The 12,401-nt window shown below is 37.7% G+C and carries 14 protein-coding genes; 8 read left to right on the top strand and 6 right to left on the bottom strand.

Annotated features, from left to right (window positions below; translation table 11 throughout):
- Positions 1–137: 137 nt before the first annotated feature.
- Positions 138–818: a hypothetical protein gene (locus MM239_RS05145; protein ID WP_241347134.1), complete on the top strand. Its 681-nt coding sequence runs from the start codon at positions 138–140 to the stop codon at positions 816–818.
- A gap of 9 nt (positions 819–827) precedes the next feature.
- On the opposite strand, the gene xerD is transcribed toward MM239_RS05145, so the two are convergent.
- A complete protein-coding gene (gene xerD / locus MM239_RS05140) occupies positions 828–1,730 on the bottom strand; it encodes a site-specific tyrosine recombinase XerD (protein WP_241347133.1) in 903 nt (300 codons plus the stop codon).
- Between the two features lie 489 nt (positions 1,731–2,219).
- Between xerD and MM239_RS05135 the strand changes: the two genes are divergently transcribed.
- The 5 genes from MM239_RS05135 (at position 2,220) to MM239_RS05115 (ending at position 6,028) form a co-directional block, all read left to right on the top strand.
- On the top strand, positions 2,220–2,546 hold the full coding sequence (locus MM239_RS05135) for a helix-turn-helix domain-containing protein (RefSeq protein WP_241347132.1): 327 nt from the start codon (positions 2,220–2,222) through the stop codon (positions 2,544–2,546).
- Positions 2,543–3,637: a Fic family protein gene (locus MM239_RS05130; RefSeq protein WP_241347131.1), complete on the top strand. Its 1,095-nt coding sequence runs from the start codon at positions 2,543–2,545 to the stop codon at positions 3,635–3,637. The genes MM239_RS05135 and MM239_RS05130 overlap by 4 nt, the downstream gene beginning before the upstream one ends.
- A 316-nt stretch (positions 3,638–3,953) precedes the next feature.
- On the top strand, positions 3,954–4,373 hold the full coding sequence (gene aroQ, locus MM239_RS05125; RefSeq protein ID WP_241347130.1) for a type II 3-dehydroquinate dehydratase: 420 nt from the start codon (positions 3,954–3,956) through the stop codon (positions 4,371–4,373).
- Between the two features lie 11 nt (positions 4,374–4,384).
- On the top strand, positions 4,385–5,440 hold the full coding sequence (locus MM239_RS05120) for an aminotransferase class V-fold PLP-dependent enzyme (RefSeq protein WP_241347184.1): 1,056 nt from the start codon (positions 4,385–4,387) through the stop codon (positions 5,438–5,440).
- On the top strand, positions 5,441–6,028 hold the full coding sequence (locus MM239_RS05115; protein WP_241347129.1) for a MarC family protein: 588 nt from the start codon (positions 5,441–5,443) through the stop codon (positions 6,026–6,028). It begins immediately after the preceding gene.
- A 127-nt stretch (positions 6,029–6,155) separates the two neighbouring features.
- On the opposite strand, the gene MM239_RS05110 is transcribed toward MM239_RS05115, so the two are convergent.
- The 5 genes from MM239_RS05110 to MM239_RS05090 all read right to left on the bottom strand — a co-directional run bounded on the left by MM239_RS05110 (position 6,156) and on the right by MM239_RS05090 (position 9,231).
- Complete coding sequence (locus MM239_RS05110; protein WP_241347128.1) at positions 6,156–6,860, bottom strand: DoxX family protein; 705 nt, start codon at positions 6,858–6,860, stop codon at positions 6,156–6,158.
- Between the two features lie 20 nt (positions 6,861–6,880).
- Complete coding sequence (locus MM239_RS05105) at positions 6,881–7,204, bottom strand: hypothetical protein (protein ID WP_241347127.1); 324 nt, start codon at positions 7,202–7,204, stop codon at positions 6,881–6,883.
- A 45-nt stretch (positions 7,205–7,249) separates the two neighbouring features.
- Positions 7,250–7,543 carry a winged helix-turn-helix domain-containing protein gene (locus tag MM239_RS05100; protein ID WP_241347126.1) on the bottom strand — a complete coding sequence of 98 codons (294 nt, stop codon included), beginning with the start codon at positions 7,541–7,543 and terminating at the stop codon, positions 7,250–7,252.
- 1 nt (position 7,544) lies between these two features.
- A complete protein-coding gene (locus MM239_RS05095) occupies positions 7,545–8,144 on the bottom strand; it encodes a hypothetical protein (RefSeq protein WP_241347125.1) in 600 nt (199 codons plus the stop codon).
- 112 nt (positions 8,145–8,256) lie between these two features.
- Positions 8,257–9,231, bottom strand: coding sequence for a polyprenyl synthetase family protein (locus MM239_RS05090; RefSeq protein WP_241347124.1), 975 nt, complete (start codon positions 9,229–9,231; stop codon positions 8,257–8,259).
- 392 nt (positions 9,232–9,623) lie between these two features.
- Between MM239_RS05090 and MM239_RS05085 the strand changes: the two genes are divergently transcribed.
- Both MM239_RS05085 and MM239_RS05080 read left to right on the top strand, forming a co-directional pair.
- The gene (locus MM239_RS05085; protein ID WP_241347123.1) at positions 9,624–11,321 is read left to right on the top strand and encodes a 1-acyl-sn-glycerol-3-phosphate acyltransferase; all 1,698 of its coding nucleotides are present in this window, start codon (positions 9,624–9,626) and stop codon (positions 11,319–11,321) included.
- Positions 11,299–12,357 (top strand): NAD(P)H-dependent glycerol-3-phosphate dehydrogenase, encoded by a 1,059-nt coding sequence (locus tag MM239_RS05080; protein WP_241347122.1) that lies wholly within the window; start codon positions 11,299–11,301, stop codon positions 12,355–12,357. Before MM239_RS05085 ends, MM239_RS05080 begins: the two co-directional genes overlap by 23 nt.
- Positions 12,358–12,401: the final 44 nt, after the last annotated feature.

Genomic DNA, 12,401 nt, shown 5'->3' with positions numbered 1-12,401 from the left:
TCAATACCATTCTTCATCAAACAATTACATTTCAACATGTACTTTGCTTTTAGAAAACGACATTTTTAAAACTGCTAAAGATCAAAAAACCAAGCTTCTTAGTTCTCGTATAAAATAACGAATAAATCTCCAAGCTCATGAAGGAACTAATCTTTTCGTTTTTTTTACTTTTATTATTTGGCACATCCCTAAAAGCTCAAAATCACTTTGGAGGTGTCCATCTCAATGGAGGCATTGCCACAGGTGCATTGCAAAATGAAGTGGAAGGACTATTTGTACCTTCTGTCAGTATTCAGGGACTATTTCGATTATCGAGCACTCCCATATACCTAGGTGGTGAACTTGGCTACAGCAGGTATGGTTCAGCACTTACAAGAAGCAATAGTATCATCAATGGAACGGAGCAGCGTTTTAGAATTCGTAGAAATAATAACGCGGCTTACCTCACAGGACTCATCAGAATAATGCCAGAGACAAGCTTTGGGGTCTTACCTTTTGTGGAGGCTCAACTGGGAGGGATTCATACATTCACGAGATCAAGAGTCCGCGAGAACAGGCTTAGTGAGCCTTTGTCTTCTGGTACTGAAGTCTACGATTGGGCCCTATTGTATCAATTGGGTGGTGGTGTAATGATCCCTTTGAATGAAAGTCGGGAGACTTTTCTCGAGCTTCGCGTTAGTTATATCAATTCTGGAGAAATGGATATCCTAACAAAACAAGACGCATCTTACAACGATCAAGGACAAGTCAGGCTAAACCCAAGAAGAACGCCTTTTGAGCTGATTCAACCAAGTGTTGCTGTAAAATTTAATTTTTAGAAATATGCTTCATTTTCTAGGATGAAATTCATTGAGTACCTGTCTCAAGTAGTCTCTATCCAAATGAGTATAAATCTCCGTAGTGGTAATGCTTTCATGCCCCAGCATCTCTTGTACTGCCCTCAAGTCCGCACCTCCTTCTATCAAATGTGTAGCAAAACTATGCCTGAAAGTGTGTGGACTCACATTTTTGCTAATTCCAGCTATTTTCACTTGTTTTTTGATGATCAAAAAAATCATCACCCTTGTGAGCTTTTTACCTCTTCTATTCAAAAAGACAACCTCCTCATGACCTTTGGCTATGGATTGATTTTTCCTAACCTCATTCAGGTAGATTTTTAAATACTTGATCGCATCAGTGCCGATAGGTACAAGTCTTTCCTTGTTCCCTTTTCCAGTAACTCTCAAAAAACCTATGTCAAAATATACATTCCCTATTTTCAAATCAACCAACTCCGACACCCGCAGACCTGAACTATAAAGTATCTCCAGCATCGCCCTATTTCTATGTCCTTCAGGCTGGCCAAGCTCAATACTTTCAAGTATAGTACTGATATCCTCATAACTCAATGTATCTGGTAACTTCCTCCCGAGCTTGGGCGTCTCGAGGAGTTGAGCAGGGTCTTCAGTGATCAGGTCTTCATACATTAAAAAGCGATAGAAGGCCTTGATTCCTGAAATTATCCTTGATTGTGAATAAGCAGAAATCTCTAAACTAGCCAAATCATTGACAAAACTCCTCAGATGCCCCAGCCTAACTTGTAGTGGAGAAACCGACGGAAAACTTTGTTCCATGTATGCGCTAAGCTTAGAAATATCTTGCTGATAAGCAATGATTGAGTTTTTGCTCAAAGACCTTTCTAGCTTCAAGTAGTGTTGGAATTGCTTTTGGTATGAAGTCCAAGTTGACATATGGTTCAATGGATTAGTTAAGATTCAGCTAAGGGAAATTAGAATGATACATCACATGCTTTAAAGTAAGTCAAAACTTACCATTATTTCTTATCTACAAAAATAAAAGCAACCCAATCCAGACAAATAACTTCGCTATTTTTTCAATTTGATAAAAGGAAGGCTATAAGTCCAACACATAAATGCATATAACACTGTAAAGAACCCAATTCCTCCTGCGACTATTCTGAAAAGACTTGTCGCTTCATGAAATAAAAAAATATTTAAAATTACCACAGCAATTGTAATCAACAAAGAAGACCATAAAAGCTTTCTACTTGTCATTTGCTTGTCCTGATTACTCATAAATCGAAAATTTTTAATTTGATCAATGAATATATAAGTTAAAAATCAAAAAACAACCAACACAGTGATTTGTTCCCCAACACGCTACATCGATGTTGAAAAGGATTCGAATTAATTCAAAATCTTTTCTAATTTTGACACATTATGTCAACATGTATCGTATCAACAGAAACAATAGGCGAAAAGTTAAGAAGCATACGTAAAGATAAAGAACTAACTTTACGGAAAGTTGCATCCTTGCTCGATATTGACTTTGCAATTTTGAGTAAAATGGAGCGTGGGGAACGGAGAATTACAAAAGAAGTGGTTCTGAAACTAGCGGACATATACAAGTATGACGCAGAAGCCCTTTTAGTTTTGTTCCTAAGTGACAAGATTTTGTTTGAAATTCAAGATGAAGATTTAGGAATAGAAGCACTAAAAGTTGCAGAGGAAAGAGCCAAATTTGTTAAAGCGAATAAGAAGAAATGACTGTAAAGCCAAGTAAAGCATTTAACGATTTACCTCATCTTCCTCCAAAGAACTCTTTGGTTGAGACCATTACAATCCTAAAACAGGAAAGCAAATCTGCAGTGGCATTAGCAGAATTAAAAGGTCTTACGAGTACATTACCCAACCCAAACATCCTCATCAATGCTGTGATTTTAAAAGAAGCACAAGCAAGTTCTGAAATTGAGAACGTGATTACAACTCAAGATAAACTCTATCAAGCTTTATATGCAAAATCAGCTAAACCTGATAATGCAACCAAAGAGGTTCTAAGATACAGAGAAGCTCTAATTATGGGAACAACCTCTATCAAAGAGAAGGGATTTCTTAATACTAACGGAATAATTTCCCTTCAAAAAGAATTAGAAGAAAATAATGCTGGGCTAAGAAAACTTCCAGGAACAGCATTAATCAATAATTTGACTAATGAGGTAATTTATACACCTCCTGATAATTTTGATACAATTAATAGCTTGATGAAAAATTCAGAGGAGTACCTAAATGATGATAAAGATGATGTTTCTCCATTAATCAAGTTAGCCATTCAGCATTATCAATTTGAAAGCATCCATCCTTTTTATGATGGAAATGGTAGAACTGGTAGGATTATCAATGTTTTGTATTTGATTTTGAAAGGACTTTTAAATGAACCTGTATTGTACCTGAGTTCTTTTATTATCCAAAACAAGGTAGATTACTACCGGTTATTACAGGAAGTTCGGACTAAGAACAATTGGGAGGGTTGGATATTATATATGCTCAAAGGCATAGAGCAGACCGCTCAAAGCACAATTGAGCAAATCAGCAAAATCAATCTACTGTTCAACGAAACACAAAAATTGGTTCAGGAGAAGTTACCTAGAATTTATTCGAAAGATTTGATAGAACAGCTTTTTGTACATCCTTATTGTAAAATTGAATTTTTGGTAGAAAATCTGCTCCTGAATAGAAAAACAGCGAGCAACTATTTGAAGTCTTTGGAGGACTTAGGTGTTCTTGCCTCTGAGAATAAGGGGAAGGAAGTCATCTATATCAATTTGAAACTCTATGAGCTTTTAAAAAAGGGTGAATAAGACGTGGGTAAAAAACTCCCACGTCTTAAAAACGCGGTCAAAAAAAGTGTAAAAACGGACACGTTTTAAGAATGTGAGACAATTTTGGACATTAAAATTGGCAACCCAAAATAGTTAAAACAAAATCAATATCTATCGCCCCTCTTCGAATGCCCTGAAAATATGTTGGCTATTGGTTGGGAGAAAAATTCCAAATGAAACTATATACTCGTCTAAATAAAATAACCTAAAGATTTTTAGCCCATAAACCTTATGTATTTAATGGCATTAAGAATAACTTTGTAGCGCATTTAGTACCACTAACCAATACACCATTTTGAAAATCATCATCATAAACGGCCCTAACCTCAATCTATTAGGAAAGCGAGAACCTGAAATCTACGGAAGCCAATCTTTTGAAGAATATTTCGAAATACTTAAGGCAAAGTACCCATCCATTCAGCTCTTTTATTTTCAAAGCAATGTCGAAGGAGAAATCATTGACAAAATCCATGAAGTAGGATTCTGCTATGATGCAATCCTACTAAATGCTGGCGGATATACGCATACTTCTGTAGCCATCTCAGATGCTATTGCAGGTGTAACCACACCTACGTTAGAAGTCCATATCTCCAATATTTACAAAAGAGAAGAGTTTCGCCATAAAAGTATCATCTCCAAATCCTGTATAGGTATGATTTCAGGATTGGGACTTAAAGGATACGAACTTGGCTTACAATACTTCATCACAACCTAATCAAACCTATGATCACTACATTTTCTCCAGGGCCTTCGAAGGTCTATGACAACCTTGAAGGATATCTTCGAGATGCTTTTCAAAGCGGAATCATGAGTGCTAGCCATCGAAGCGCTGTCTTTATGAATCTTTATAAAGAGACAGAAACATTGATGAAAGAGAAGCTACACATGCCAGAGGATTATAAATTATTGTTCACTTCTTCTTCCACTGAAAACTGGGAAATCATCACTCAATCAATTGTGGAGCAAGCAAGTTTCCATGTATACTCTGGCTCATTTGGGAAGAAATGGTATGAATATGCCAAGCACATCAATCCAAAAACTGGACAGTTGAAGGCCGATGCCAATGATATAGTAAATGTAGAATCACTTCAAATAGATCAAGATTTTGACATTATTGGCATTACGCAAAATGAAACCTCGAATGCTACTCAAGTTAGCATAGACACCATCAGATCCATTGGAGAAAAATTCCCAGAGAAAATGATAGCCGTAGACACTACTTCCTCTATGGGTGGTATCTCCTTGGACTTTACTGTGGCAGATATATGGTATGCCTCTGTCCAGAAATGCTTCGGCCTTCCAGCAGGACTCGGGGTTTTGATCCTATCTCCCAAAGCGATAGCAAAAGCAAAGTCAAAAGGTGAACGAGGTAGGTACAACAGCCTCAACTTTATGTTAGAAAATGCTGAAATCTACCAAACACACTACACACCCAATGTACTTGGTATCTATTTGCTCAATAGGGTTCTTAAAGACCTCCCTGAGATTCAGCATGTAGACAGTGTAATCAGAGAGCGTATGCAAAAACTAGAATACACTGTGGCCATGACCTCCAAGCTTCGACTACTCATCAGTAATGAAGCAGCTAGAAGTTCAACAGTACTAGCGATCTCTGGCTCAGAGTCTTTTATCACAGAAATCAAACAAAGTGCTACAAAGGAAAACATGCAACTCGGTGGTGGGTACGGCCCACTTAAAGCTACAAGCTTTAGGATTGCGAACTTCCCTGCGATCACTGATGTAGAATTTGACAAACTCATAGAATTTCTAAAACAATACTAAATGGGCACCTTCGACTTCAAAGAAGTATTATCGGTTACACTCATCTTATTTTCAGTGATTGATATATTGGGTTCTATCCCGATTGTGATCAACTTACGGCAGAAAGTGGGTCACATTGAATCCGAAAAGGCTACACTAGCAGCAGGTGTATTGATGATTCTTTTTTTATTTCTTGGAAAGTCAATTTTGAACCTCTTTGGAATTGGCGTAGAAGATTTTGCTATCGCTGGTGCATTGATCATTTTTGCTTTGGGAGCGGAAATGATTCTAGGAATAGAGCTTTTCAAGCCTGACCCAGACGCCAGTGGTGGTGCGTCCATCGTACCTATAGCCTTCCCTCTAATTGCAGGTGCTGGCACTTTGACGACCATTCTTACTTTGAAGGCTGAATTTGATCAGATCAACATCGGTATTGGTATCATCATCAACTTGATCATCGTCTACGTAGTACTCAAAAGCACTTCTTGGCTGGAAAGAAAACTTGGCAAAACTGGGCTTGATGTGTTAAGGAGAATCTTTGGAATCATCTTGCTTTCTATCGCCATTAAGATTTTCAAAAGTGCCTTGTCCACGGGAGGATTGGTTTAGGTATGCTGAAATACCAAAGCAAATAATTTTAGCTGGAAACTTTTGGACATTCAATCACTAAGTTGCCCTTAAATTATTACCACATAGACACAGAGTAAACTTAGAATTTACTTTGTGTCTATTTTTTTTACTTCCCTTCTTCATATTGTTCCAAACATCGAGACAATGCATTTCCTTCAAGGTGTACACATTTACAAAACCGAAAACCAGCAGCTTCATTCTCTGTACCTGTAAATTGAGATTCACAATCAGCCATGGAGTTTCTCGGCATGATTTCAAATAGATTAGTGAAAATATATACTACCAAAACAATAGCCATTAAACTCGCAAAGAAAAATCTCAATGGGAACTTCCTATCCATTATTGAAAGCTTCAAATTCAGTTCATTTGACTTGGAAAAAATCCATTTGAATTGATCAAAATGGTAGCAAATCAAATATAATGTTGCCAATACCATAAGCGTGGAAGAAACGAGGGACCCTTCAAACCGCACCGCTAGAGACAATATCCAGATATTGAAAATGATACTCATATATAGAAGCGCACCTGCCAAAACTGCCCTTGGAATTAGCAACATTACAGCTGCAAGCACTTGAGCTACACCAATAAAGGTGTAATAATAGCCAGTATGAAACAAAGCTTCCAGATAGGATCCCATTGGATGGATATCAGAAAGCCCACTTGCAAATCGCTCACCCATGATTTTGACCATACCTGCTATTAGGAAACCGATTGCCAAGCTTAGCCTGCAGAACAAATAGAAACACCAATGCCAAAAATTTGATCTTATAGCTTGGTGAATACTATCAAGTCTGATTAAAACTCTTTTCATATAACTTAACCTGAGTCACCTTAATCCCAATGCCCTGTAATCGCAAATGCTAATACTGCAAAACCCCACAGCATCAGGCCATAAATCATCGCAGAAAATAGCAAAGCTAATTCCCTCTTCACCCCCTTTGTAAACCATACGAATGTCATACAGTAAAGGAAGATGGCTCCTAAACCACCACCTATTGGAATTATAATGAGTGGATATAGCATCCACTTTTCAAACATATCCTCTCGTGTCAATATAATAAAGCAAAGAAATGATAAAGGAATAATGGCTCCGATAGAAGCAGCAGTTAATAACTGTTTTGAAGAGAACTGCGTAAAATTTTGTGTTGTCATCATATTATTAAAGTACTTTGATTTTCAAAGTGAATTTTTAATTTTTTTTTAGCTTTTATGTTCTTTGATTAAATTTTCTAGATAATTCAAATGCTCTTGAAAGGCAAGTCTCCCCTTGGTAGTTGCCCAGTAATTCGTTTGAGGCTTTCTGCCCACAAAGGATTTTTCAACTGCAATATATTCCAGCTTTTCCAATGTCCGCAAGTGAGTAGAAAGATTTCCATCACTTACCTCCATCATTTCTTTGAAACCATTGAAATCAAATCGCTCATTAGCCATCAGAATAGACATCACTTGAAGTCGAATAACATTTTCGAATGCTTTGTCGTATTTCCTCTTCACCTCAACGCTCGTATCTGTAATACATCAAACCTCCATATACAATATGAAGGACTCCGAAACCTAAAGCCCAAAGCAAGAGCCCGAAACTTGGAAAAAATGCTGCCAGAAGTCCTATAATCAACTGACCAATGCCTAAATGCTTGATTTCGTTCATCGTAAAATGCGATGCACTTACTAAACCCAACCCATAAAAGATCAGGGTAACAGCGGCTATCAAATTATACTGGTTTACATGCACCAAGGCTAAAGCAAATACTCCTCCACTGATCACAGGCAAAAAAAGCGCCCGCATAAACTTCCGGCTTGCCGGTGCCCAAAATTTTAGTGAATTTTTCCGACTTCTTCTTCGACTCATCCACCCCGCAGTGCCTACTGCTAGCACCAGTACAACAATGGCCAATATCATTACTCTCCAAATCAATCCTTGTGTGGAATGTCCTGATTCAAGAGAAATTTCCTGAAGCCAGAAGTAAAGCAGCCCTGCTCCGATCAAAGCATAAAGCCCTGCCAGTATCCCTGAGATACCACTAAGGGACAAAAATCGGCTACTGCGCTCCATCATCAATCTTATTTCAGACAATGCTTTTTCAGGATTTTCCATATCTTTAAAGTACTTTGAAATACAAAGTAAAATTAAAAATGATTATTATCAAAAAAAATTTTTCCCATTTGACAATTCTTAACAATCAGATAAAAAAAGAAAGCCTCAAACCTTACTTTTTCCGCTCAATAGTATACCGAACCAGCCCTTCTAAGGACTTCTTATATTCGGATTCAGGGAAATCATTGAGTATTTGAAGTGCATCTTCAAAGTAAGAAGTCATGATCTTGGTTGCATATGCTAGACCACCTGATTTCTTCACAAAATCGATCACTTGATTTACAGCTTTTTTATCTTCATTTCTATTCCTGATCAAAAAAATGATCTTCTTTTTATCGAGCCAAGAAGCATTGTTCAATGCATAAATTAATGGCAAAGTCATCTTTTTTTCCTTGATATCTATGCCAAGTGGCTTACCAATTTCATCTTCACCATAATCAAAAAGATCATCTTTGATCTGGAAAGCCATACCGATTTTCTCACCAAAATCTCGCATTTTTTCTACTTGATCCTGACTTACTCCAGAAGTAGCAGCACCTACTTCGCAGCATGATGCTATCAGGCTGGCCGTCTTTTGACGAATGATTTGATAATATACCTCTTCTGTAATATCAAGTTTCCTAGCTTTAGCTATTTGTAAGAGCTCTCCTTCAGACATTTCTCTTACCGCATGTGAGACAATTCGGAGCAATTCAAAGTCTCCATTATCTACACTCAGCAACAAGCCTCTGGATAGCAAATAGTCTCCTACTAGTACTGCGATTTTGTTTTTCCACAATGCATTGACCGAAAAAAAACCCCTTCTGTAGTTGGAGTCATCTACAACATCATCGTGTACCAATGTAGCTGTATGCAAAAGCTCAATCAAAGCTGCACCTCTATAAGATGATTCTGAAATTTGCCCACATACCCCAGCAGTAAGAAAGACAAACATCGGACGCATTTGTTTTCCCTTGCGCTTTACAATGTAATTGGTAATATGGTCGAGAAGCTTGACCTTACTTTTCATAAAGTCTCGAAACTTCTTCTCGAATTCCACCATTTCAGTGGCAATTGGCGCTTGTATTTGCTTTAGGTCAGGCTTCATGGATATAAGATGATGCAATAATACGATGTATTCTATCTTAGACAAAACCGTCACTTCAAATATTACTCATCAGACAGAGATTAGCACTAGTTTGACGATACTTTTGACAAAAACACATCCAAATGCTAACTTCAACTAACCAGAATTGATTTCAATTTTGTCAATTTTATTCCGAATTCACCTTTAATTTTTCATATCTTTAAAGTTATGGTTTGTAAGAAGGCGTAAGCTTTCTAATATAATTGCCTTATAATAACCAAGTCAAAAACCTGAGTACCTTAGAAAGACTTTATCATGAGTTTGAATAAATGGACGAAAAAGCTAAAACCTTGTCCAATGTACAAATTTGAGTAATTTTGTATCTTTAATTTTTATCTAAATAACCGAATACCTTGACTGACGACTATATCAAAAGAAAATATGAGCCTATTCTTCCGCAAAAGGATGAATGGCCTGTCATGAAATTGAGTAAAAGCAGAAAAGAGTTCGTGAAAACTGTAGCTGAAGCTGCAAAAAACAGGATTCTTGAGTTCACGGGAGGGAAAGTTGAGGTTCTCAAGGAAGAATTAGAAACCACTCACTACCGTGAGAAGCTGCGAATCAAGCAAAACCCTTGGGCTGTAGATCCTGAGGATGATTACGACTTCTGGAATGGTGTAAAATCCTCCTTAGTGCAGCTTAGCGCTGACAACACACTTAATAAGACACAGCGAAAAAAGAAGTATATCGACATCCTTGATGAGATTACCTTAAGGTATGCGGAGGAAATTGCCAGTACTTTCAAACATACTCATTACAAAGTCACGCGGTCCATCGTCACTACTGGCTTTGCAAGATTACTCAATGCTGCCAGGGTAAAAGGATTCAAGAGGCTTTTTAGTAATCAATATACGCTGCAAGATAAGATCCAAATCATTGGAGAGACTAAGCAATTGAGGGATTTGGCGTCCAAAGGTACAATCATCATGGTACCCACTCATTTTTCAAATTTAGACTCTATCTTGATCGGTTGGATTATATCCGTATTGGGGTTACCGCCATTCATCTATGGGGCAGGTCTTAACCTCTTCAATATTGAAATATTTGCCTATTTCATGAATGCGCTGGGTGCTTACAAGGTAGATAGAAGAAAGAAAAATCTAGTCTATATCGAAACCTTAAAAACTTATAGCTCAGAAGCTATTCAATTCGGTGTTCACAGCCTTTTCTTCCCTGGCGGTACAAGATCTAGAAGTGGCAAAATCGAGTCTAAGTTGAAGCTTGGTCTTCTTAGCACAGCTATAGAAGCGCAAAGAGCAAACTATCAAAAAGGCATCAATGATATTTCTGGAAAAATCTTTATAGTACCTGTTACTATCAACTATCATTTTGTCCTTGAAGCTCCTAGTCTTATCAAAGAGCACTTGAGCATCACTGGTCAAGAGCGATACTATCAAGAATCTGATGAATTTTCTACCTCCTTAAAAATTTCAAAATTTCTATTGAAATTCTTTACCAAAGGATCCGATATATCAGTATCAGTCGGAAAAGCCATGGATGTACTTGGGCACTATGTAGATCAAGACGGTAATAGCATGGATAAAAATGGTCGCACGATAGATACCAGAGACTATTTTATATCCAATGGAAATATCACTGTAGACACGCAAAGAGAAGAAGAATACACCAATAGGCTTGGGAATAGAATCGTACAGGAGTTCCATATCATCAATAGAGTATTTAGCTCTCACTTGGTCGCATTTACAGCCTTTCAAATGATCAAGAGAGAGAATAAAAAAATGGATCTTTTCAATCTTTTGAGGTTACCTGAAGAAGAGCTCTCTATCTCTTATGCATCTTTCAAAGCTGAATGTAAAAGGGTATTGGAAAGGATATTTGAATTAAGGGACAAAGGGAAAGTACATATTGCGCCGCATTTGAGAAGGGAAATCGATCAAATCATCACTCATGGACTAGAAAATGTGGGTATGTATCATGCTAAGAGACCACTTGTCAAAGATAAAAAAGGCAATATCATCACTGAAGATTTGAATCTATTATATTATTATCACAACAGATTAGACGGCTATGATCTCGAAAAACTCTTTTAAACCCAAATCTGTAGGAGTAGTGGGACTTGGCAGCTTCGGAGCAGCGATAGCGAGTCTTTTATCAGAAAAAAATCATGTGATAGCTTATGCCAGGAGATCCGAGTTGGTTGAAGAAATCAACACCAAGCACAGTATCGACGGATCTCCTATAAATCATCAGATTCAAGCCACACAAGACCCTGAATTTCTATGTCAATCATGTGAAGTAATTTTCTTCATGGTTCCTTCAAGTGCATTCATGGATGTCACCAGGCTATTCTCACCGTTTCTATATCCTTACCATATGATCATCCATGGTACAAAAGGGCTTTGCTTAAATCTCCCAGAAGGTAAATCGCAATCTGACATGAAGGAGATACGCAGAGAGAATATACTGACCATGTCAGAAGTGATCTTGAAAGAAACAGTGGTCATCAGGGTTGGTTGCCTTGCTGGACCAAATCTAGCCAAAGAGCTTGCTGTAGGATTGCCAGCTGCGACCGTGGTAGCAAGTAGATTCAATGAGGTTATACACCAGGGTCAAAATTTACTCCGTACTGAAAAATTTCAAGTCTATGGCAATTCTGACATCATAGGAGTTGAGCTGAGTGGCGTCCTTAAAAACATCATAGCTATTGCGTCTGGAGCATTGGCGGGTCTTGGGCTGGGCGAAAATGCCAAAGGACTCTTGATTTCAAGAGGTATGGTAGAATTGATCTATATGGGCAATGCTCTAGGAGGTAGCCTCAAGTCATTTATTGGGCTTGCAGGGATAGGTGACTTGGTAACTACATGTAATTCAACCCTTTCAAGAAACTATACCGTTGGTTATCGTCTTGCCAAAGGAGAATCACTTTCAGAGATCCAAGCGACCATGGAAGAAGTAGCAGAAGGAATCAATACCATTCGCTTGATGAAGAATTTCATGGAAAACACTGGTACACGTGCACCAATCACCGAAAATCTTTACAAGGTACTCTTTGGAGACCTCAAAATCGAAGAGGCAGTCCAGTATTTGATGAAGTATCCTTTCAATGTAGATGTTGATTTCCTTTAGGCTACACTTTTTTCAAATTATAACCTTACGTTAAAATATTTCTA

It is taken from the genome of Belliella filtrata, from assembly GCF_022549775.1.
Lineage (GTDB): Bacteria > Bacteroidota > Bacteroidia > Cytophagales > Cyclobacteriaceae > Belliella > Belliella filtrata.
This window is presented reverse-complemented; position numbering and strand designations above follow the sequence as displayed.

What these genes read in the sequence shown, in the direction of transcription:
- MM239_RS05145 (WP_241347134.1), top strand. Translation starts at nt 138, where the DNA reads ATGAAGGAACTAATCTTTTCGTTTTTTTTACTTTTATTATTTGGCACA.
- xerD (WP_241347133.1), bottom strand. Translation starts at nt 1,730, where the DNA reads ATGTCAACTTGGACTTCATACCAAAAGCAATTCCAACACTACTTGAAG.
- MM239_RS05135 (WP_241347132.1), top strand. Translation starts at nt 2,220, where the DNA reads ATGTCAACATGTATCGTATCAACAGAAACAATAGGCGAAAAGTTAAGA.
- MM239_RS05130 (WP_241347131.1), top strand. Translation starts at nt 2,543, where the DNA reads ATGACTGTAAAGCCAAGTAAAGCATTTAACGATTTACCTCATCTTCCT.
- MM239_RS05115 (WP_241347129.1), top strand. Translation starts at nt 5,441, where the DNA reads ATGGGCACCTTCGACTTCAAAGAAGTATTATCGGTTACACTCATCTTA.
- MM239_RS05110 (WP_241347128.1), bottom strand. Translation starts at nt 6,860, where the DNA reads ATGAAAAGAGTTTTAATCAGACTTGATAGTATTCACCAAGCTATAAGA.
- MM239_RS05105 (WP_241347127.1), bottom strand. Translation starts at nt 7,204, where the DNA reads ATGATGACAACACAAAATTTTACGCAGTTCTCTTCAAAACAGTTATTA.
- MM239_RS05095 (WP_241347125.1), bottom strand. Translation starts at nt 8,144, where the DNA reads ATGGAAAATCCTGAAAAAGCATTGTCTGAAATAAGATTGATGATGGAG.
- MM239_RS05090 (WP_241347124.1), bottom strand. Translation starts at nt 9,231, where the DNA reads ATGAAGCCTGACCTAAAGCAAATACAAGCGCCAATTGCCACTGAAATG.
- MM239_RS05080 (WP_241347122.1), top strand. Translation starts at nt 11,299, where the DNA reads ATGATCTCGAAAAACTCTTTTAAACCCAAATCTGTAGGAGTAGTGGGA.